Below are 21,039 nucleotides of genomic sequence, written 5' to 3'. Positions count from 1 at the left end.
GCGCGGCAGCCAGCCGCGAAACGATTCTTTTGCTTGTGGATGAGCCGATGTCCGATGCTGTCATTACGCGTTTTGCCCCCTCACCCACCGGGTTTCTTCACATCGGAGGCGCACGGACCGCACTCTTTAACTGGCTTTTCGCCCGCGCGACCGGCGGTAAAATGCTCTTGCGCATCGAGGACACCGACCGCCAGCGCTCAACCCCGGAGGCTATCTCGGCCATTCTCGACGGGCTGAGCTGGCTTGGTCTCAACTGGGATGGCGACACCATCTATCAATTCGCGCGCGCCGAGCGCCATCGCCAGGTGGCGCATGACATGCTCGCCAGAGGTCGCGCCTATCGCTGCTATGCCACGGCTGCCGAACTCGACGAGATGCGCGAGCGCGCCACCGCCGAAGGGCGCCCGCCACGCTACGATGGCCGCTGGCGCGACCGCGATCCCGCCGAGGCACCCGCAGGCGTCGAACCCGTCATCCGCCTGAAGGCCGAGCGCGATGGCGAAACAATCGTCGATGACATCGTCCAGGGGCGTGTCGTCATTCCAAACAAGGATCTCGACGATCTGGTGCTGCTGCGCTCGGATGGTAACCCGACCTATATGCATGCCGTGGTTGTCGATGATCACGACATGAACGTCACCCACATCATTCGCGGTGTCGACCATCTGACCAACGCCGCACGCCAGATCCAGATTTACCGGGCTCTTGACTGGGTGGTGCCGCAAATGGCGCATATTCCGCTCATTCACGGGGCTGACGGCGCCAAATTGTCAAAGCGTCACGGCGCGCTTGGCGTCGATGCCTATCGTGCCATGGGATACTTGCCGGAAGCGTTGCGCAATTATCTCGTGCGGCTGGGCTGGAGTCATGGGGACGACGAAATCTTCTCAACCGAGGACATGACGCGGCTGTTCACCCTGCCGGCTATCGGCAAGTCGGCGGCGCGCTTTGACGTTGCCAAGCTTGAGAATGTCAACGGCCATTACATCCGCACGACCGGCAATGAGCAGCTTCTGGAGACGATCGAGCAGGCCCTTCCCCACCTGCCGGCTGGCCCGGCCTTTCTTGCGGCCTGGACGGACGAATTCAGGCGCCGCTTCCTCAAAGCCCTGCCCGGCCTCAAGGAGCGGGCAAAAACGCTGAACGATCTGCTTGATATGGCGTCCTTCATGGTGGCGCCCCGCCCCCTCAGGCCAGATGAGAAGGCAGCCCGGCTGCTCGACAGCGATGGCCGTGATCGCCTCAGCGCCATCGTTCCGGTTCTTGAAAGCATTTCCCCGTTCGATGCCGCCACCATCGAGGCAAGGCTTAAATCCCATGTCGAAACAACCGGCATGAAGCTCGGCCAGATTGCCCAGCCTCTGCGGGCCGCATTGACAGGCCGGGCGATGTCACCGGGAATTTTTGATGTTCTGGAGGCACTGGGGCAGAGCGAAAGCCTCGCGCGTATCAAAGATCAGGCCGCATAGTTGTCGCCCGGTCCGGCCATCATGCGCCAAGCCCCATCCGTAACCGGTCGTCTTGCGAGCAGCGGTCAAATCAGTTACCTCAGTGGGGATCACCGACAGAGTTTTTGACGTCATTTTCGTGACTTATCGATTTTCACGTGAGCCTCGAGCCCACCGCATCGATCAGTCGTGATGTATCGCGAGAATAGGGAAACAGGCCATGACACCAAAAAGCGTGCAACTGACCGCAGGCACTCAGACGCTGGATATGCCGGTCAAGGAGGGCAGCATCGGTCCGGCTGTTGTTGATATCGGAAAACTACTGTCGAAAACGGGCATGTTTACCTATGATCCCGGCTTTACTTCAACCGCCAGTTGCGAATCCAAGATTACCTATATCGATGGCGATGCGGGCGTCCTTCTTTACCGTGGTTATCCCATCGATCAGCTCGCCGAACACGGCGACTTTGTCGAGACCTGCTACCTGCTGCTTTACGGAGAATTGCCGACAAAAGCGCAATATGACGACTTCAACTACCGCATTACCCGCCACACCATGGTTCATGAGCAGATGAGCCGCTTCTTCCAGGGCTTCCGGCGTGACGCCCACCCGATGGCGGTCATGGTCGGCAGTGTCGGTGCCCTTTCAGCCTTCTATCACGACAGCCTCGACATATCGGACCCCTACCAGCGCATGGTGGCGTCCATCCGCATGATCGCCAAGATGCCGACACTGGCCGCCATGGCGTATAAATACACGATTGGCCAGCCCTTCATTTATCCGCGTAATGAGCTGGATTATACCTCGAACTTCCTGCACATGTGCTTTGCCGTGCCGTGCGAGGAATACAAGGTCAATCCGGTACTCTCGCGCGCGCTTGACCGCATCTTCATGCTTCACGCCGATCATGAGCAGAACGCCTCGACATCGACCGTTCGTCTTGCCGGCTCGTCGGGCGCCAACCCCTTTGCCTGTATCGCCGCCGGCATTGCCTGCCTGTGGGGACCAGCCCATGGAGGGGCGAACGAAGCAGCCCTCAAGATGCTGGAGGAGATCGGTTCGGTTGATCGCATTCCCCAATATGTGGCACGCGCCAAGGACAAGAATGACCCGTTCCGCCTCATGGGTTTTGGCCACCGCGTCTACAAAAATTACGACCCGCGGGCCAAGATCATGCAGCGCACCACGCATGAGGTCCTGAAAGAGCTTGGCATCAAGGACGACCCGCTGCTTGATGTCGCCATCGAACTCGAGCGCATCGCGCTTCATGATGACTATTTCATCGAAAAGAAACTCTATCCCAACATCGATTTCTATTCGGGCATCACGCTGAAGGCGCTGGGTTTCCCGACATCAATGTTCACCGTGCTGTTTGCCCTGGCAAGAACCGTCGGCTGGATCGCCCAATGGGCGGAAATGATCCAGGACCCGGCACAGAAGATCGGCCGTCCGCGCCAGCTCTATACCGGTGCGCCGGAACGCGATTACGTACCCGTTTCAACCCGGCGCTGATAGGCCTCGATCACCACACGGGCCGCCCGTTCCGATGGGCTGCCCGTGCCGATCCCCATGAGGTGATCAAGCCCGGTGAACGCTTCAATCTGCACATCGCGAGCCGGCCCGCCTGAAATCAGTTGCGATAAAGCTGCGGCCATCAGATCGGGCCGGGCACGCTCCTGCAGAAATTCCGGAACGGCGTTGCGCCCGATCACCAGATTGGCGAGCACCACGGTCGACGTTTTGATCAGACGACGCATGATAATGGCGGACCAGGGCTCAACCTTGTAGGCGATGACCATCGGCACGCGGGCAAGCGCCAGCTCCAGCGATACCGTACCGGACGCCGCGAGCGCTGCCCTTGCCCGGCGAAAGCCTTGCCACTTCTCGTCTTCACCACGCAGGATCGTCACTGGCACCGGCCACGCGGCGGCGCGGCGCGTGATGTCGGCTTCGAGATGGGGGACGGCTGGAATCAAGACCTCCAATGGCCCCAGCTTATCGCTGACCTGCTTTACGGTTTGAGCAAAAACCGCCATCAGATGGTCGATCTCGCTGCGCCGGCTGCCTGGCAGGACAAGCAAGACCGGGCGAGCACTGTCCGGCAAGGTATTGCCACCTTCAGGAGCGCGCATCAGCCCCACCTTCTCGATCATCGGATGACCGACATACGTCGTCTCCGGTCCGTTGAGGCGCGCATAAAATTCCGGCTCGAACGGCAGGAACGCCATGATGTGATCAAGATGGGCCCGCATGCGTGGAACCCGCCCGGCCCGCCACGCCCATGCTTGCGGCGCCACATATTTGATGATCATGATGTCAGGCCGTACCCGCCTAACCCGTCTGGCGATCCGCTGGGTGAATTCCGGGCAATCGATCAGCACCAGCACGTCGGGCGGATTATCGAGAATGAACCGCACGCTTTGCTTCAGGCGCCGCCACAGATGCGGCAACCGCGGCACGACGGCCGTTGGCCCGATAATCGCCAGCTCCGAGCTGGGAAACAGGGAGTGGAGCCCCTCGCTCTCCATCAAGGGCCCGCCAATACCGGTAAAGAGAACGTCACCGGTTGCCTGCTGTCGCAGATGACGCATCAGACCGGCACCAAGCCCATCGCCAGAGCTTTCGCCAGATGCAAGAAAAACCCGGAAAGGATCAGGAAGCGGCCTCAAGCGGATACCCAATTGCCAGATGGGTCGCATCCGACCAGAAAAATACCAGCCTCGTCGGCAAGGCGCGCCAGCTCGGCGCAATCAGCCAGAGCAACGCCGCCGGCCGCGACCGCAACACCTTCCAGACCCGCATCGCGCGCCGCCTCGATCGTAAGACTTCCAATCACCGGCATGTCGTTGCGCAATTCCTGCGATGCTTTCGGCATCTTGACCAGGATGCCGGACGGTGACTTCACCGGAAAGCGGTTATTCCGGCGCAGATCACCGATCCGCGCGATCATCGCATTAGTGCCTTCAGCGCCTTCAACCGCCAGCACGCGACGCCCGTGAACCACGGCCGCCTGTCCGACGTCGAAAGGCGACATGGCCTTGAGAAGGGAAAAACCGCGCGCAATGACCTCGGTTGCTTGGCGGGAGGGCGCATAACGGCCAATGAGACCCAAGGGCGCAGCAAGGCCTGGCGCGACGTCCCGCAGGCTCACAACCCTGAAGCCTGCGTCTTCAAACGTATCGGTCAGCAAGCGCATGGCGGCGTCATCACCGCTGTGACGCGCCTTGAACACCAGTGCCAGCCGCCTGATGCCGCCCCAATCGAGGCGCAAATCGCGCAGTCGCGGGCGCTTCACTTCTCCAACCATCACCACATCGCGGCAGCCATGCGCGCGCAGGATGGAAAACAGCTTGCCGAACTGCCCCCCGTAAATCGTCACGACCTCATGCGGGCCGGGGTCGCTGTCAAAGAAGCCTTGCAAGGCGATCATCAACGGCTTGCGCCCGTCTGCTGCCACGACATCAGCGAGCAGACGCGGCAGGCGCCCGCTGCCGGAAATGATGGCAAGGCGACCCGATGTCGCTGCGTCAACCATCACGAGTGCCGCGGCCGCTACCAGGAGTGAGAATTGCCCGTTCGCCACCTTCGCGAATGAACTGGATGACTTTTTGCACCAGCATGTCGTCAGGAAACAGCGCGGCGACATCATCGACGCGTTCGCGCAGGGTCCCTTCATCATTGGCAAACAGCAAGCGGTAGGCACGGCGAAGCGCGTGGATGCTCTCGCGTTCGAAACCGCGGCGCTTCAAGCCTACCAGATTGAGACCGTTGAGCATGCTGCGGTTGCCGATCGCCATGCCGAAAGGAATGAGATCATCGGTAAGACCGGTCATCGCCGCGACAAACGAATATTCGCCGATGCGGACAAATTGATGCAGCCCGCAATGGGCCGAAACAATCGCGAAATTACCGATAACGCAATGACCTGCCAGCGTCGAATAGGCAACGAGTGTCACCGAATTGCCAACCTTGCAGTCATGGCCGACATGCGCGCCCTGCATCAGCATGCAGTCATCGCCGATTTCAGTCTTGCCGTCACCCTTGTCGGAGCCGGTCGAAATCGTCACATATTCGCGTAATTCACAGCGCGCGCCGATGACCAGATCGCCCGGCGTCCCCCGATAGGAATGGATGAGGGCCGGCTGGCCGATGGAAGCCATGGGATAGATGATGGTTCCTTCACCGATATGCGTGCGCCCGGATATGACCGCATGCGACAGCAGCTTCACGCCATCAGCCAGCCGCACCTCGGGGCCGACGACGCAATAGGGACCGATTTCGACACCATCGCCAAGAACGGCACCATTTGCGACACGTGCCGAGGGATCAACAGAAACCGTCATTCTTCCCGCACCAATTTGGCGCTGACGATACCTTCAGCCACCAGCACACCATCGACCTTCGCCTCTCCCTGAAACCAGTGCATGTCACGCCGCGTCTTGATCCGCGTCATATGCAATTCCATGCGATCACCAGGCACGACCGGACGGCGGAATTTTGCCTCGTCGACCGTCATCAGAAACACCGATTTCGGCTTCGCTCCCTCACTCTTGTAAATAATCACGCACCCCGCCGTTTGCGCCATGGCTTCAACGATGAGGACGCCCGGAAAGACCGGCTGTCCGGGGAAGTGTCCTTGAAATTGCGGCTCATTGATGCTGACATTCTTGATGCCGATGCAGCTGTCGATACCGTTGATGGCGACGATACGATCGATCAGCAGAAACGGATAACGATGCGGCAGGCTTTTCAGGACTGCGTAGATATCGGCGCTTTCGAGTTTATCGGTCGAGTCAGTCGTCATTCTTTTCCCCTTCGCCGCCGCGAGCTTTACCTCCTTTGCCGTCCGCTGCAAGTTTGGAGAGTACGGCAACTTCCCGGAAAAACATTTTCATCGGCTTTGCCGGCGCACCGAGCCAGGTTTCACCCGCCGGCACGTCGTGCATGACCCCCGCAGCTGCACCAATCCGCGCCCCTGCCCCGATCGTCAAGTGATCCGCCAGGCCCGCGCCACCGCCAACCGCGACGAAATCGCCAAGCCGGCACGATCCCGAGATCCCCACCTTGGCAACAATGATACAGTGACGCCCAATCACCACATTATGGCCGATCTGGACCTGATTATCGATCTTGGTGCCCTCGCCGATGATGGTGTCGTCAAGCGCACCGCGATCAATGGTCGTCCCCGCTCCGATTTCCACCTTGTCTTGAATAATCACGCGACCGATTTGTGGAATTTTGGTATGCCCCTGACGGCCCATGACATAACCAAAACCATCCTGCCCGACATAACAACCGCCGTGAATAATGACGTGATTGCCAACCAATGCATGCTGAATGACGCTGTTCGGACCGATATAGCAATTGCGGCCAATCCGGACACCCGGCCCGATGAGCGCGCCCGGCGCGATGATGGAATCACCGCCGATCTGCGCACCGGGACCAATGATTGCCCCACGTTCAACAACAACGCCCGGTTCGAGCTGCGCTGAAGGGTCAACCTGGCCGCGGACGGCACCCTCTCCCGCGAGCCGGCCGGGCGAAAGAGCGTACGGATAAAACAGACCGGTAATCACCGCGCGCGCGCGTGCTGGCTCATCAACGACAAGAGCCGCCATGCCGGCGGGCACACTGTCCCGCTCGCCTGTCTTGACCAGACAGGCACCCGCCTTCGACTGGGCAAGTGTGGCGCGCCGCTTGCGATCTTCCAGGAAGATGATGTCCCCGGCCTGCGCGAACGCGATAGAGGCGATGCCGTAAATCAGACGTCCATCATCGCCTGAAAGCTGTGCGTTGACGGCTTCCGCCAGATAGATAAGCGAAAATGGACCAGAACGCCTGAAAAATTCCGGCTCATCCATCTTGCGCCCTGCTTATTGAACTGGACCGGCAGCAGTATCGGAACCTACTGCCGCGCCATCATCACCCGACCCGCTTAGAACGACGAACCACCCGAGAAGCGGAATGTCTGGATACGGTCATACGTCTCTCTCTTGAGCGGCAGCGCAAAGTCAAAGCGCAACGGACCAAGCGGCGACTGCCAGACGAGCGATGCGCCCACCGAGGCACGAACCGAATAGGCATCGTCAAAGTAATTACAACCAATAAACGATCTCGTCAGACAACGAACATAGCCATTGCCTGCGCCCAGATCACCCGTTCCGAACAGGGTTCCCGCATCAGCAAAGAAGGCGCCGCGCAGACCGAATTCGTCAGGGAGATAGGGAATGGGAAACTGAATTTCACCAGTAACGCCAAGAAAGGTGGTGCCACCAAGAGAATCCGCGCGGATATTCGAAATGTCACGAGGTCCAAGACCTGATGTCTGGAAGCCACGAACCAGATCGCCACCCTTGAAGAAGGTATCGATGACACGCAGGGGCTTGTTTCCCCATCCGCTGATATGGCCACCCTGCAGCTTCACATAGGCGACCAGATCCTCGTAGAAATTGTAATAACCGCGAACCTCACCGGTGAAACGGGCATAATTGACATCGCCACCGACGCCAGCCAGATCAAAACCAAGCTCACCATAAACGCCGTTACGCGGGTTTTTCTGTTGATCAAGCCGATTATAGGCAAGCGTGAAGCCAATCTGCGAGACAAACACCCGCCCGTTTGCCGAAATGATCGCGCGCGTCGCCTCGCCATCGTTGAGGCAGGATGCAACACCGTTTGCATCAATCGTATCGCCAGCCGACACGCGGCCGGGAACAATACAATTGCGGAACTGCAGCGGAATATCGATCAGCTGAGAGAAGCCGCGATAGCGCGCCTGGCCGCTCAGCTCTTCCGAGAACTGGACGCCGGCACGCAGACCACCGCCTAAAATCTGTTGATTAAACGCGTTGGTGTTTGAAATCAGATTCTCGCGATAGAAGAAATCAACACCAAACGAAAGGCGGCGATCAAGAAAATAGGGCTCGGTAAACGACAGATCGACGTTACGTGTCCGCTGCCCGGCCCCAACGGTCGCTTTCACAAACTGTCCACGGCCAAGGAAATTTCGCTCCGAGATCGACACGTCACCCAAAATACCATCATTGGTTGCATAACCGACACCAAACGACACTTCGCCAGTCGACTGTTCCTCAATGTTCACATTGAGCGCCACACGGTCAGGATCACTTCCCGGCTCGCGTGTGATCTTGACTGATTTGAAGTAACCCAGCTGGTTCAGCCGGCGCTCGGCCCTGTCCACCAGAACGCGATTGAGGGCGTCACCCTCGGCGAGATCGAACTCACGACGGATGACGGAATCAAGCGTGCGTGTATTGCCGCGGATATTGATGCGATCGACATAAAGACGCGGCGCGTCCTCGATCACATACGTCACACCCACCGTGCGCGTCTTGGCATCTCGGTCGCCGCGCGGGCGCACCTGCGCGAACGGGAAGCCGCGCTGCGAGATTTCCACCGACAAATCTTCAAGCGATTTGTCGATCAGGTCGGCATTGTACACCGCTCCTGGCTTGCTGCGCACAAAATCGCGCAATGTTGCCGCGTCCACCTGGGGAACATTTGATTCAATTTCAACGACGCCGAAATTGTAACGCTCGCCCTCGTCGAGCGTGAAGGTAATGAAGAAGGCATTGCGATCACGGTCAAAATCAGCGACCGCCGAGACGACGCGAAAATCCGCATAGCCGTTTTTCAGATAAAAACGCCGCAGCAATTCCTGATCGACATTCACGCGATCAGGATCGTACACATCCGACGTTTTCAGGAAAGACAGGAAATTCGACTCAGTCGTCGTGACGATGTCACGCAAGCGCCTTGTCGTGAAAGAATGATTGCCGATGAACGTAATACGCTCGACCTTCGTCTTGTCGCCTTCATTGACCTCGAAGACCAGGTCGACGCGGCCGCGCTCAAGCTCGATGACTTTAGGCTCGACGGTTGCATCAAAGCGACCCTGGCGGCGGTAGACATCGACGATGCGTTGGACATCCGCCTGCACACGGGCGCGCGTGAAAATGCCCCGTGGCTTGCTTTCAACTTCCTTCGTCAACGTTGCGGAATCAACCTTGCGATTGCCTTCGAAGGCGATGCGGTTGACGACCGGGTTCTCAACCACGGTGACAATGATCGTGCTCCCCTGGCTCGAAATATTGACGTCCTGGAACAGGCCCGTTGCAAACAACGCCTTGATCGCGTCGTTCTGGCGCGTTTCGTCGAAAGCCTGCCCTTGCGTCAGATTCAGATAGGATTTGACCGTGCTCTCTTCCACACGCTGGTTACCTCTGACGACAACCTGCTGCGCAAAAGCCACCGAGCTGCCGGCAAAGCACACCACAAGCGCCAACACAAAGGCGGCTGCCCGAACTTGTCGCGAGGAGAAAAGAGACATCAAAATCATATGTTCCCAAAATCCATCTTTATGTCGCGATTTCAATCTCATATGAACCACGACGCATGAGTCTCACGATGCTTCTACAGGGTAATTTCCGCGCTGCAAACCTTTTCCTGCCGCTGACAAGCATTTCTTTACCGCCGTGGCAAACCAGTCACGATGACCAAAGCCGCGCCAGGTCATTCCACGTCGCCATCACCATCAGCATCAAAACCAGCGCAAATCCGATGCGAAGTCCGATTTCCTGCGCCCGTTCCGAGAGCGGACGCCCCAGGATAGCCTCGATACCATAAAACACGAGGTGCCCTCCATCCAACATCGGAATGGGAAAAAGGTTAAGAAGTCCGATAGAAACCGACAAAACGGCGGTGAGCGAAATGAGGGCAGCGAACGAAACGGTCGCCGCGTCGCCGGACGCTTCGGCGATACGGATCGGCCCGCCAAGGTCTTGCGTCGAGGCATAGCCGGCAAACAGGTCGCCGATATAGGAGAACGTACGGTCGATGACAAACCACGTCTCGCGCGTGCCAAGCCACAAAGCCGTCAGTGGATCGCTGCGCTCGATCTGAACGTTTTCCGCAGCAGGCTGCGTGCGCAGGCCGAGGACAAAACTGCGATGCTTGCGACCCGAGCGATCGACATTTTCCTGTTCGCGGGCCGCCGCCCGCAACGATTGCGGCAGGCCGCCACGACGCACCATGATCTCAAGCTCGCGGCCATTGGAGGTTGCAATCAGGCGTTGCATTTCGCCAAACGTGGATACGTCGCGACCATCCACACTGATGACAACATCGCCGATCCTGAAACCGGCGGCTTCGGCCGGGCTGCCGGCAACGATGGCGTCAATACGCGCTTCGGATGTCGTCCGTCCGATTGTCGCAAACAAGGTGGCAAAAATCACAATCGACAGCATGAAATTGGCGAGCGGCCCCGCCGCCGCAATCAGGCTGCGCTGCCAGACCGACTTCGCCTGAAACGTCCTGGCGCGCATTTCGGCAGGAATACGCTCCAGCTCAGCCTGGCTCACACCGGCGCTGGCGACGTTATCATCGCCCAGAAACTTCACGTAGCCGCCGAGCGGGATCCAGGCGATTTTCCAACGCGTGCCATGACGGTCGGTCCAGCCAACGATTTCGCTGCCAAAGCCGATCGAAAAACTTTCGATCGCAACCCCACACCATCGTGCCACCAGAAAATGGCCAAGCTCATGAACAAATACAACGATGATGAGGACAAAAATGAACGGCAGAAAGTAGGTCGCAACGAAGCTGAAGGGCGAAAGCAGGGTGGACAAGATGTCCATTGAGCAACCTCGGCTGGTTCGAGATAAAGACGACTACCAGCTTCTCGCTGCAATATGCGGCAAGAGCTGGGCGGCAAGACGGCGCGCTTCGACGTCAAGCGTCAGAACCGCGTGAACATCGGCCGGTGGCGCAGTCATGCCCCGCCCGGTGCACAGATCCAGTGTTTCGGCGATGAGATCGGGAATGCCCATGAAACCAAGGCGCCCCTCGAGAAACGCTTCCACGGCGATTTCGTTAGCCGCGTTGAGCACACAGGGCGCCCCCCCGCCAGCGATCATGGCGTCCTGGGTCAGTTTAAGCCCGGCAAAACGCTGCAGATCGGGAGCCTCGAAGGTTAACGTCGCGACCTCGCTCAGATCAAGGCGCCGGGCGCCGCTGTCAATGCGCTGTGGCCAGGCCAGGCACGAGGCAATCGGCACCCGCATATCGGCTGGTCCGAGATGGGCCAGAACCGATCCATCGGCAAAGCGCACGAGCCCATGGATAATCGATTGGGGATGCACGAGAACGCTGAGTTTGTCAGGTGCCACGCCGAACAGATGATGGGCCTCGATCAGTTCCAGCCCTTTGTTGACCAGGGTGGCGGAATCAATCGTGATCTTGGCGCCCATGGTCCATGTCGGATGTTTGAGCGCATCCTGAGGTTTGACAAGGCGCATCTGCGCCGGCGAGGTAGCGCGAAACGGGCCGCCTGAGGCCGTCAGGATGATTTCCTCGGCGTGCCTGGCATCAAGCCCGTTCAAGATCTGGAAAATCGCGTTATGCTCGGAATCGGTCGGCAGCATGATACCGCCCGACGCGCGCACAGCCTGGTTGAGCAGTTCGCCCGAACAAACAAGCGATTCCTTGTTGGCCAGCGCCAACGCTTTCGCAGCCCCTGCGGCGGCAAATGTTGCTTTGAGGCCAGCCGAGCCGACGATGGCCGCAACGCAGATGTCAACAGGCCTGGCCGCCGCCTCGACGACCGCCTCATCGCCGGCCGCAGCCTCGATGCCCGACCCGCTCAGCGCTGCCTTAAGCGCGCCATAAGCCGTCGCATCGGCGACAACCGCGACCTTGGCCTTCAGTTTTCGTGCAATCGCCGCAAGCTCGTCGGCGCGACGGTGAGCGGTGACGGCTTCGACGCTGTAGGCGCCGGCATGGCGCAACAGCAGATCAACCGTGCTCGCGCCGATTGACCCGGTGGCGCCAAGCAACGACACGCTGCGTGCTTGTGCCAGCCCTGAGGGTGCAGCCATCGCGAACGGAGCGCTCACCATGACAACAGGCCGCCGGCACAATCATGGAGCCCGCCCCGCGCCACGCCAATCACCATGGCAAGCACGAACGCCGCAAGCAGCCCGTCCATGCGGTCCATGATCCCTCCATGTCCAGGAATGAGCTGGCCGGAATCCTTTTTGTCGAAATGACGCTTCACCCAGGATTCGTACAGATCGCCGCCATGCCCGGCAAGCGACAACGCGAAAGCCAGTAACGCCAGCGGCAGCGACCAGACCAGGCCGAGAATAAGGCTCATGACGCCACCCGCTATCACGCCGCCAGTCAATCCGGCGATAAACCCCGCCCACGTCTTCTTGGGGCTGATCGCTGGCCACAGCTTCGGGCCACCAATTCCCTTGCCGGCGAAATAGGCAAACACATCTGTCGTCCAGATCACGAAGCAGATGAAAACGGCTGCCTCAAACCCCCATCGCGCACTGTTGAGCAAGATGACGATCGATAATGGCAGCGACAGCGCATAGATGAGCCCACCGGTTGCCCAGGCGGCGTTCGACCCACGCAGCGCCAGAAATACCGTCAGACAGGCGACAGCGACCAGACCGAGCAACGCCACCCATTCCCATCTGGCGATCAGGGCGATGGCCGTAAAGGCAGCAACGGCAATCTCGAAGGCAAACCAGCCCCGCGCGCGCCCGTCGCTGGTGACATCGTTCCATTCGCTCAAGATCAGCATGGCCACGAACGTGGTGATCACAACCGCAAACCAGCCGCCGAAAAAAGCCACCGAGAAACCCAACGGAGCAAGCAAGAGAGCGGAGATCACCCGCTTCTTCAACTCGTCGGTCAGCGGCGGAAAGCGCGGTATTTTCTGCGCGGCCGGGCCGGTTTCAAACATTGGTCACATCCCCGCCTTTGACGACACGCCACCAAAGCGGCGCTCGCGACTGGCATATTCAGCCAGCGCCGTCTCAAACCATGTCTGATCGAAATCAGGCCACAAGACCGGCAGGAACACAAACTCAGAATAGGCGGATTGCCACAGCAGAAAATTGGAGAGGCGTTGTTCGCCTGAGGTGCGGATCACCATGTCCGGATCGCCGATATCATGGGTGTGCAGCCCCTCGGCGAGCATATCTGCCGTGATCGCTGCCGGATCAAGCGTGCCAGCCGCCACGCGACGCGCCAGAATGCGTGCGGCCTCGACCAATTCCTGCCGCCCGCCATAGTTGAAGGCAACCACCAGCTTGAGACGGGAATTGTTGCGGGTCAGCGTTTCCGCCTCATCGAGCAACGCGGCAATATCTGGATCAAGTGACAGGCGTTCGCCAATGATGCGGATCTGCACGCCACTGGCATGAAGCTCCTGCAAATCGCTGCGAATGAAGCGCTTCAGGAGCGACATCAGCTCTGATACTTCGTCGATTGGCCGCGACCAGTTTTCAGCTGAAAACGAGTAGATCGTCAGGATTTCCACCCCGAGCGCGCTCGCCGCCTTGACGGCGCGACGAACGGCCTCAACGCCGCGCTGATGACCGACCACACGCGGCAGATTGCGCTGGCGCGCCCACCGTCCATTGCCGTCCATGATGATGGCAACATGGCGCGGCAGGCATGCCTGTGCCGGTGCAGCGACATGTTGGCGGCGCGGCGCATCGACCGTCATGGGTGTGATCCACCAGCCCGTGTCATACCTGCATGACGTCCTTTTCCTTGGTGGCCAGCGATTTATCGATCTCGGCAATGGCCTCATCCGTTGCCTTTTGCACCTGGTCCGAGAGGCGCGCGATATCATCCTCGCTCTTGTGCCCGTCCTTCTCCAGCTTCTTCAGATGGTCCATGCCATCGCGCCGCACGTGGCGCACCGCCACCCGCGCTGCTTCCGCGTAGCGATTGGCAGCCTTCACCAGCTCCTGCCGGCGATCCTTGCTCAGTTCAGGGATAGGGATGCGCAGCACCGCCCCTTCCAGCATCGGATTAAGGCCGAGATTGGATTCGCGGATCGCCTTGTCGACCGCTGGCGCCAATCCCTTGTCCCAGACCTGCACCGACAGCATGCGTGATTCAGGGACGCTGACGGTTGCCACTTCCTTGAGCGCCATCTTTGACCCGTAGGCGTCGACCATGATCGGGTCGAGCAATCCCGGCGATGCCCTGCCCGTGCGAAGGCCGGCGAACTCGCCCTTGAGCACATTGAGCGAGTTCTGCATCTTGCGCTTGACCTCGGCGATGTTGAATTCCTGAACCGCCATATTTTCTCTCCCCGGTTCGGCATCCGCGACACGATACGCGGTGAACCCTGTTGCATTCTACAGCCGCTGCTTACCGCAGCGATCAATCAGTCCTCACGGCGTCACAAGAGTGAACCGCCCCTCCCCTTTGAGTGCAGCCGCAATCGCGCCCGGCTCATGGATGGAAAAGACGATAATAGGCAGACCGTTTTCACGCGCCAACGCAAACGCTGCCGTATCCATCACCTGCAAACGTCGATCAAGCGCCTCCTGCGCCGAAATAGTGTCAAAGCGTTTCGCTCCGGCAATTTTTTTCGGATCGGCATCATAGATGCCATCGACATTGGTTGCCTTGAGGATGACGCTACACGAGGCTTCGGCCGCGCGCAAAACCGCCGTCGTATCGGTTGTGAAGAACGGATTGCCAGTGCCGCCGGCAAGGATGGCGATACGGCCGTTTTCAAGATGATGAACCGCTTTTTGCCGGGCATAATCCTCGCACATCGTCGGCACCGAAATCGCCGACAACACGCGGCTCTCCACCCCGATCGCGGTCAGCGCGCCTTGCAGGGCCAGTGCGTTCATGACGGTTGCGAGCATCCCCATGTGATCACCGACGACACGATCAATGCCCTTTTCGGCGATCTTGACGCCGCGCACCAGATTACCACCGCCCACCACCACGCCGATCTCGACGCCCGTCGAATGCGCATCCGCCAGGTCGCGGGCGATACGCGCCATCGTCTCGGGGTGAAAACCGAATGCATCCGGCCCCATCAACGCTTCGCCGGAGACTTTGACCAATGCGCGTTTCCAGCCTGCCATGTTGTCTCCCAGCCCTTATGAAAAAGGCGGCCTTGCGGCCGCCTTGCAACGTTGCTGCATCCGCGCTCAGCGCGTGCCTGCCGCCGCGGCCACTTCAGCGGCAAAATCGTTTGACTGTTTCTCGATGCCCTCGCCGAGCGCGTAACGCCGGAAGGCGGTCAGCTTGACTGGCGCGCCAACCCGTCCTTCGCATTCCTTGAGCGCCTGTCCGACACTCTTGGAAGGGTCAACGACGAAAGGTTGATCGAGCAGACAAACTTCCTTGTAATAGCTCTTCAGCCCCGATTCGACGATCTTGTCGATCACATTTGCGGGTTTTCCCTGCGCGGTGGCTTTTTCAGCGAGGATTGCGCGCTCACGAGCAACCGTGTCAGCGTCAATGCCGGCGGGATCCACTGCCAGCGGATTGGCAGCGGCGATATGCATGGCAATCTGGCGACCAAGCGTCAGCAATTCATCGCTCTTGCCGCTTGACTGAAGCGCCACCACCACGCCGATCTTGCCCAGCCCGTCGGCAACCATGTTGTGTATATAGCTCGCCACCGCTCCCTCATCGACGCTCAGCACGCCGGCGCGGCGCAACGTGATGTTCTCGCCAATCGTCGCGATGGCACTGGCGATCGCATCGGAAATCGTCCCGCCAGCAGGTGCTGCGGCAGCAAGAATAGCTGCGACATCTTCCCCCACCTGCTCCGCAACGCCGGCAATCACCCGCACCAATTCCTGGAATTGCTGGTTGCGGGCAACGAAATCCGTTTCCGAATTCACTTCCACCACTGCCGCCCGCTTGCCGGCAACCTTCAGGCCGACAGCCCCTTCGGCGGCAATCCGGCCCGATTTCTTGGCAGCCTTCGACAGACCCTTCTTGCGCAGCCAGTCGACCGCCGCCTCGATATCGCCGGCATTTTCGACAAGTGCTGCCTTGCAATCCATCATCCCCGCGCCGGTCTTCTCGCGCAAATCCTTGACTGCCGCAGCCGTGATCTCAGCCATTGCTGTTCCCCGTTTCGTTCATGCCATGAGGGCGGGCACCTTGCCCGCCTGTCGGAAGTACACCACGCCCAGTATCGCCGTTGATGACGGCGTGTCAGGCGCCGGCTGCCATCGCCTCTTCGCCGGCTGGTTCAGCCATGGCGCCGATATCAACGCCTGAATCGCCCTGCCCGCGGCGAATGCCATCCACCACGGCGCGGCTGACGATGTCGCAATAATAGGCAAGCGCCCGCCCGGCATCGTCATTGCCTGGAACCGCGTACTGGATGCCGTCAGGATCGGAATTGGAATCGATGATCGCCACCACCGGAATGCCAAGACGCGTCGCCTCCTTGATGGCAATATCTTCCTTGTTGGTATCGATAACGAAAATGATTTCCGGCACGCCACCGAGGTTCTTGATGCCGCCCAGCGACGAATCAAGCTTTTCCATTTCGCGCTGCAGCGTCAGGCGCTCTTTCTTGGTGAAACCCTGGGCCTCGCCCGCGAGCATTTCTTCAAGCTTCTTCAGGCGCGAGATCGAATTCGACACCGTTTTCCAGTTGGTCAGCGTCCCGCCGAGCCAGCGGCGGTTGACGTAGAACTGACCACAGCGCTTGGCAGCTTCCGCCACCACGTCCTGCGCCTGGCGTTTCGTACCCACGAACAACACACGCCCGCCACCCGACACCACGTCCGAGATCGCCTGGAGCGCGCGATGCAGCATCGGCACCGTCTGCGACAGGTCGATGATGTGCACCCCGTTGCGCACCCCATAGAGAAAGGGCGACATCTTGGGATTCCAGCGATGCGATTGATGGCCGAAATGAACACCTGCTTCCAGCAGGTTACGCATAGAAATTTCCGGCAGAGCCATGGCTCATTCTCCTGTAATTCCGGTTGGACCGCCGCGACGCCAGCCGACATGATCGGCACCGGTGGAGTTGGTAACGGGTAACCCGTCACCATCCCCGTCGCGTGTGAGATGGCGCGCTCCTAGCCTGATTACCCGCAAAGCGCAAGGTCCGACATGACATTGCCTGCCCGATCACGCCTGCTCGACGCTGACCACGCCGGGAACCGCCTTGATGGCGCTCGCGATCTGCGGCGAGACGTCAAAGCCGCCGGGCAGCTTGATCTCGACCTCGCGCGCGCCATCAAGCAGCAGGACGAACGACACCTGCGCCCTGCCACGCCCCGCCAGCCGGCGCGCGACCCCGTCGAGAGGGCGCTCGTCGCGACAGAAAATACGCAGAGACTGACTGCTGGCTGCCTGGCTTGCGACATCATCAAGCCGCTCCACACTGCGCAGGCGCAACCTCACCTCATCGCCGCTTGCCTCCGCACCAACCATGAGTTGCAACCGGTTGCCGCTCTCGAACATATCGCGCGCACTGTTGAGAAGATCCTGAAAACACACCACTTCATAGCTGCCGGAGGCATCCGATAACGTCAGAATGGCGATTTTATTGCCAGTTTTGGTTCGCCGTTCCTGCTTTGCCAACACCACGCCCGCCAGCTTGCCAACGCTCGCCCCGGCCCGCGCCGCCTTCTGGAAATCCGCGATATTCTGCACCCGCAGCCGTTGCAATATCGGGCGATAATCATCGAGCGGATGGCCGGACAGAAAAAAGCCGATCGCGTCATATTCCTTCTGCAGACGCTCGCTGGGCAGCCATGGTTCGGCTGCAGGCAGACGCAGGCGTCGCCGCGCGCTGTCATCGCTGAACAGGCCGCCCTGCCCGCTCTGCCCGTCATCCTGCGACTGGATAAGGGTCAAAATGCGCTCCGCCCCGGCAAAGGCCGCAGCGCGATCAACATCAAAACAGTCAAATGCCCCGGCCGCCGCCAGCGTCTCCACCATCCGCTTGTTGACGGTACGCGGGGGGATGCGGCTGGTGAAATCATCCATGTCGCGAAACGGCCCGCCGCTGGCGCGGACTGCCATCACCTGCTCGACGGCCGCCTTGCCCACCCCCTTGAGCGCTGCCAGCGCATAAATGATCTCGCCTTGCGCCACGTCGAAAACCGCCCCCCCTTCATTGATATTTGGCGGGCGGATCCGAATTCCCAGCCGGCGCGCTTCTTCGCGAAATTCCGACAGCTTGTCCGTGTCGCTGCTTTCATGCGTCATGGACGCTGCAAGAAATTCAACCGGGAAATTGGCCTTGAGATAGGCTGTCTGGTAGCTGATCAACGCATAAGGCGCCGAATGGCCCTTGTTGAAGCCATATTCGGCAAATTTCGAGCAGGCATCGAAAATTGCCTCGGCATCGCCGCGCGGCACATTGCGCTCCACCGCGCCGCTGACAAAGCGCCCGCGCTGGGCGTTCATTTCCGCCTGGATCTTTTTACCCATGGCACGCCTGAGAAGATCGGCTTCTCCAAGGCTGTAGCCGGCCAGATCACGGGCAATCTGCTGCACCTGCTCCTGATAGGTGATGACGCCAAAGGTCTCGTTGAGGATCGGCGCCAGCACGGGGTGAATATATTCGATCGGCTCCTCGCCATGCTTGCGCATACAGTAGATAGGGATGTTCGCCATTGGTCCTGGACGGTAGAGGGCAACGAGCGCGATGAGGTCCTCGAAGCGATCAGGCCGCATGTCGAGCACGGCACGGCGCATGCCCGAACTTTCAAGCTGGAAGACGCCAACCGTATCGCCAGCCGACAGCATGGCAAATGTCGGGGCGTCATCAAGCGGTATGGCCGAAAGATCAATGGCCACACCACGCTTGCTCAGCAATTCAACCGCCGATTGCAAGACCGTCAGCGTTTTCAACCCCAGAAAATCGAATTTGACGAGCCCCGCCTGCTCCACCCATTTCATGTTGAACTGGGTCACCGGCATGCTGGATTTGGGGTCGCGGTAAAGCGGTACCAGCTGTTCGAGCGGCCGATCGGCAATCACCAGCCCGGCGGCATGGGTGGAGGCATGGCGATTGAGGCCCTCAAGCTTGCCGGCGATGTCGAGCATGCGCCGCACCACCGGATTGTCGGCAGCCTCCTGCGACAATTTAGGCTCGCCTGCAATCGCCTGCTGCAGGCGGACCGGGGCCGCCGGGTTCTGCGGCACCAGCTTGGTCAGCTTGTCGACCTGGCCATAGGGCATTTCGAGAACACGCCCCACATCGCGCATGACGCCGCGCGCCTGCAACGTACCGAAGGTGATGATCTGCGCCACCCGGTCGCGCCCATAGCGCTCCTGCACATAGCCAATCACCTCATCACGCCGCTCCTGGCAGAAATCGATGTCGAAATCCGGCATCGACACGCGCTCGGGGTTGAGGAAGCGCTCGAAGAAAAGCCCGAAGCGCAACGGGTCAAGATCAGTAATTGTCAGCGCATAGGCAACGAGCGATCCCGCGCCGGACCCACGCCCCGGGCCGACGGGAATGCCGCGCGCCTTCGCCCATTTGATGAAATCAGCGACGATCAGGAAATAGCCGGGATATTTCATCCGCTCGATCACTTCGAGTTCGAAATCAAGACGCCGGTGATAATCGGCCACGGCAAGACCAGACGCTGGTCCATGCCCGGCCAGCCGCCGCGCCAGTCCATCCTCCGCCTGCCGACGACATTCGCTGGCCTCACTCGCCAGCCCGTCGCCCTCCCCTGCGCTGGTGAAGCGCGGCAGGATCGGCGGGCGCACCAGCGGGCGCACATGACATCGCCGGGCGATCTCGACGCTGTTGGCGAGCGCCTCCGGCAAATCGCTGAACAGGGCCACCATCTCAGCCCGGCTCTTCAGATAATGCTCCGGCGTCAATTGCCGGCGATCCGTTTCGGCCAGATGCCGGCCTTCGGCAATGCACAACAGCGCATCATGCGCCTCGTAATCCTCGCGGCGGGCAAAATGGCAATCATTCGTCGCGACAAGCGGCAGGCCCGCGGCGTCAGCAAGCTCGACCAGTGGCCCCTCGACCCGCCGCTGGAGCGCCAGGCCATGGCGCTGGATTTCCACATAGAGCCGCCGTTCGAAAAGTGCCGCAAGACGCGCAAGCCGCGCGCGCGCCTCTTCATGGCGCCCCTCTTTCAACACCTCGTCAATCGGCCCGCCAGCCCCGCCAGTGAGGGCGATCAATCCGCTCGCATGGGCTTCAAGCACCGCCCAGCCAACGTGAATGTCGCCCCCGGCGGGCGAATCAAGATGGGCGCGGCTCGAAAGGACCATGAGATTGCGATACCCTACCTCGTCCTGAGCCAGCACAACGATATGTCCCAAACCCGGCAATCGCCCGTCGCGCGCAGGTTCACGATCAGCAAAATCAACGCATAGCCGCATGCCGATGATGGGCTGGACGCCGGAACCCGACGCCTTTTCGGAGAATTCAAGAGCACCGAAGAGGTTATTGCCGTCGGCAACGGCGATTGCCGGCTGATGATCCGCTTTGGCAAGGTCAACCAGCACACCGACCGGCAAGGCGCCTTCCAGAAGCGAATAGGCAGAACTCACCCGTAAATGAACAAAGCCCGGTCCTGATCTGGTCTTGCCTGCTGGCTGGGCCTGCCGTGCCAATCTGCGCTCCTCTTGCCGTGAGCAGCCAAACTGACGTCCTGATCGGCTAAAGGCAAGACATGCATCCGCAGCACGTCGTCATCATCCCCCGGCAAAGGTCGCCAGCCACAGCCAGGTCGAGGCGGTGAACAACCCGACACACACCAATGCTGCCGCTTCATCGAAAAT

At 60.0% G+C, this 21,039-nt stretch carries 16 protein-coding genes and 1 pseudogene; 2 read left to right on the top strand and 15 right to left on the bottom strand.

Annotated features, from left to right (window positions below):
* Positions 1 to 47 precede the first annotated feature (47 nt).
* On the top strand, positions 48 to 1,469 hold the full coding sequence (gene gltX / locus ACINK1_RS03660; protein WP_376801076.1) for a glutamate--tRNA ligase: 1,422 nt from the start codon (positions 48 to 50) through the stop codon (positions 1,467 to 1,469).
* Positions 1,470 to 1,668: 199 nt separating this feature from the next.
* Positions 1,669 to 2,961, top strand: a complete 1,293-nt coding sequence (gene gltA, locus ACINK1_RS03655; protein WP_376803760.1) for a citrate synthase — start codon at positions 1,669 to 1,671, stop codon at positions 2,959 to 2,961.
* Here gltA and lpxB read toward each other — a convergent pair.
* From lpxB to dnaE, 15 genes and pseudogenes are all read right to left on the bottom strand, one after another.
* Entirely contained in the window at positions 2,934 to 4,148 is a 1,215-nt protein-coding gene (lpxB, locus tag ACINK1_RS03650; RefSeq protein WP_376803131.1) for a lipid-A-disaccharide synthase, read from the bottom strand. The genes gltA and lpxB overlap by 28 nt on opposite strands.
* Positions 4,115 to 4,984 (bottom strand): LpxI family protein, encoded by an 870-nt coding sequence (locus ACINK1_RS03645; protein WP_376802504.1) that lies wholly within the window; start codon positions 4,982 to 4,984, stop codon positions 4,115 to 4,117. Before ACINK1_RS03645 ends, lpxB begins: the two co-directional genes overlap by 34 nt.
* A complete protein-coding gene (gene lpxA / locus ACINK1_RS03640) occupies positions 4,977 to 5,792 on the bottom strand; it encodes an acyl-ACP--UDP-N-acetylglucosamine O-acyltransferase (protein WP_395759971.1) in 816 nt (271 codons plus the stop codon). The genes ACINK1_RS03645 and lpxA overlap by 8 nt, the downstream gene beginning before the upstream one ends.
* Complete coding sequence (fabZ, locus tag ACINK1_RS03635; protein ID WP_395759970.1) at positions 5,789 to 6,253, bottom strand: 3-hydroxyacyl-ACP dehydratase FabZ; 465 nt, start codon at positions 6,251 to 6,253, stop codon at positions 5,789 to 5,791. Before fabZ ends, lpxA begins: the two co-directional genes overlap by 4 nt.
* The gene (gene lpxD / locus ACINK1_RS03630) at positions 6,243 to 7,310 is read right to left on the bottom strand and encodes a UDP-3-O-(3-hydroxymyristoyl)glucosamine N-acyltransferase (RefSeq protein ID WP_376802501.1); all 1,068 of its coding nucleotides are present in this window, start codon (positions 7,308 to 7,310) and stop codon (positions 6,243 to 6,245) included. Before lpxD ends, fabZ begins: the two co-directional genes overlap by 11 nt.
* Before the next feature lie 74 nt (positions 7,311 to 7,384).
* Positions 7,385 to 9,808: an outer membrane protein assembly factor BamA gene (gene bamA / locus ACINK1_RS03625; protein WP_376803813.1), complete on the bottom strand. Its 2,424-nt coding sequence runs from the start codon at positions 9,806 to 9,808 to the stop codon at positions 7,385 to 7,387.
* 148 nt (positions 9,809 to 9,956) lie between these two features.
* Positions 9,957 to 11,105: an RIP metalloprotease RseP gene (gene rseP / locus ACINK1_RS03620; RefSeq protein ID WP_376802499.1), complete on the bottom strand. Its 1,149-nt coding sequence runs from the start codon at positions 11,103 to 11,105 to the stop codon at positions 9,957 to 9,959.
* A gap of 33 nt (positions 11,106 to 11,138) precedes the next feature.
* Positions 11,139 to 12,344, bottom strand: coding sequence for a 1-deoxy-D-xylulose-5-phosphate reductoisomerase (dxr, locus tag ACINK1_RS03615; protein ID WP_376802498.1), 1,206 nt, complete (start codon positions 12,342 to 12,344; stop codon positions 11,139 to 11,141).
* Between the two features lie 14 nt (positions 12,345 to 12,358).
* Positions 12,359 to 13,222, bottom strand: a complete 864-nt coding sequence (locus tag ACINK1_RS03610) for a phosphatidate cytidylyltransferase (RefSeq protein WP_376802497.1) — start codon at positions 13,220 to 13,222, stop codon at positions 12,359 to 12,361.
* Positions 13,223 to 13,225: 3 nt separating this feature from the next.
* On the bottom strand, positions 13,226 to 13,990 hold the full coding sequence (locus ACINK1_RS03605; RefSeq protein WP_376802496.1) for an isoprenyl transferase: 765 nt from the start codon (positions 13,988 to 13,990) through the stop codon (positions 13,226 to 13,228).
* Positions 13,991 to 14,012: 22 nt separating this feature from the next.
* Entirely contained in the window at positions 14,013 to 14,576 is a 564-nt protein-coding gene (gene frr, locus ACINK1_RS03600; RefSeq protein WP_376802495.1) for a ribosome recycling factor, read from the bottom strand.
* A gap of 93 nt (positions 14,577 to 14,669) precedes the next feature.
* The gene (gene pyrH / locus ACINK1_RS03595) at positions 14,670 to 15,380 is read right to left on the bottom strand and encodes a UMP kinase (RefSeq protein WP_376802494.1); all 711 of its coding nucleotides are present in this window, start codon (positions 15,378 to 15,380) and stop codon (positions 14,670 to 14,672) included.
* Between the two features lie 66 nt (positions 15,381 to 15,446).
* The gene (gene tsf / locus ACINK1_RS03590; protein ID WP_376802493.1) at positions 15,447 to 16,373 is read right to left on the bottom strand and encodes a translation elongation factor Ts; all 927 of its coding nucleotides are present in this window, start codon (positions 16,371 to 16,373) and stop codon (positions 15,447 to 15,449) included.
* A gap of 97 nt (positions 16,374 to 16,470) precedes the next feature.
* A pseudogene (rpsB, locus tag ACINK1_RS03585) lies at positions 16,471 to 17,229 on the bottom strand (30S ribosomal protein S2); the annotation flags it as partial.
* A 171-nt stretch (positions 17,230 to 17,400) separates the two neighbouring features.
* On the bottom strand, positions 17,401 to 20,871 hold the full coding sequence (gene dnaE, locus ACINK1_RS03580) for a DNA polymerase III subunit alpha (RefSeq protein WP_376802492.1): 3,471 nt from the start codon (positions 20,869 to 20,871) through the stop codon (positions 17,401 to 17,403).
* Positions 20,872 to 21,039: the final 168 nt, after the last annotated feature.

The organism is Raskinella chloraquaticus (SeqCode) (assembly GCF_021731865.1).
Taxonomy (GTDB): domain Bacteria; phylum Pseudomonadota; class Alphaproteobacteria; order Rhizobiales; family UBA4765; genus Raskinella; species Raskinella chloraquaticus.
The sequence above is the reverse complement of the archived record's forward strand: the minus strand, read 5'-3'. Positions and strand labels throughout refer to the sequence as shown.

What these genes read in the sequence shown, in the direction of transcription:
- gltX (WP_376801076.1), top strand. Translation starts at nt 48, where the DNA reads ATGTCCGATGCTGTCATTACGCGTTTTGCCCCCTCACCCACCGGGTTT.
- gltA (WP_376803760.1), top strand. Translation starts at nt 1,669, where the DNA reads ATGACACCAAAAAGCGTGCAACTGACCGCAGGCACTCAGACGCTGGAT.
- lpxB (WP_376803131.1), bottom strand. Translation starts at nt 4,148, where the DNA reads ATGCGACCCATCTGGCAATTGGGTATCCGCTTGAGGCCGCTTCCTGAT.
- ACINK1_RS03645 (WP_376802504.1), bottom strand. Translation starts at nt 4,984, where the DNA reads ATGGTTGACGCAGCGACATCGGGTCGCCTTGCCATCATTTCCGGCAGC.
- lpxA (WP_395759971.1), bottom strand. Translation starts at nt 5,792, where the DNA reads ATGACGGTTTCTGTTGATCCCTCGGCACGTGTCGCAAATGGTGCCGTT.
- fabZ (WP_395759970.1), bottom strand. Translation starts at nt 6,253, where the DNA reads ATGACGACTGACTCGACCGATAAACTCGAAAGCGCCGATATCTACGCA.
- lpxD (WP_376802501.1), bottom strand. Translation starts at nt 7,310, where the DNA reads ATGGATGAGCCGGAATTTTTCAGGCGTTCTGGTCCATTTTCGCTTATC.
- bamA (WP_376803813.1), bottom strand. Translation starts at nt 9,808, where the DNA reads ATGATTTTGATGTCTCTTTTCTCCTCGCGACAAGTTCGGGCAGCCGCC.
- rseP (WP_376802499.1), bottom strand. Translation starts at nt 11,105, where the DNA reads ATGGACATCTTGTCCACCCTGCTTTCGCCCTTCAGCTTCGTTGCGACC.
- dxr (WP_376802498.1), bottom strand. Translation starts at nt 12,344, where the DNA reads ATGGCTGCACCCTCAGGGCTGGCACAAGCACGCAGCGTGTCGTTGCTT.
- ACINK1_RS03610 (WP_376802497.1), bottom strand. Translation starts at nt 13,222, where the DNA reads ATGTTTGAAACCGGCCCGGCCGCGCAGAAAATACCGCGCTTTCCGCCG.
- ACINK1_RS03605 (WP_376802496.1), bottom strand. Translation starts at nt 13,990, where the DNA reads ATGACGGTCGATGCGCCGCGCCGCCAACATGTCGCTGCACCGGCACAG.
- frr (WP_376802495.1), bottom strand. Translation starts at nt 14,576, where the DNA reads ATGGCGGTTCAGGAATTCAACATCGCCGAGGTCAAGCGCAAGATGCAG.
- pyrH (WP_376802494.1), bottom strand. Translation starts at nt 15,380, where the DNA reads ATGGCAGGCTGGAAACGCGCATTGGTCAAAGTCTCCGGCGAAGCGTTG.
- tsf (WP_376802493.1), bottom strand. Translation starts at nt 16,373, where the DNA reads ATGGCTGAGATCACGGCTGCGGCAGTCAAGGATTTGCGCGAGAAGACC.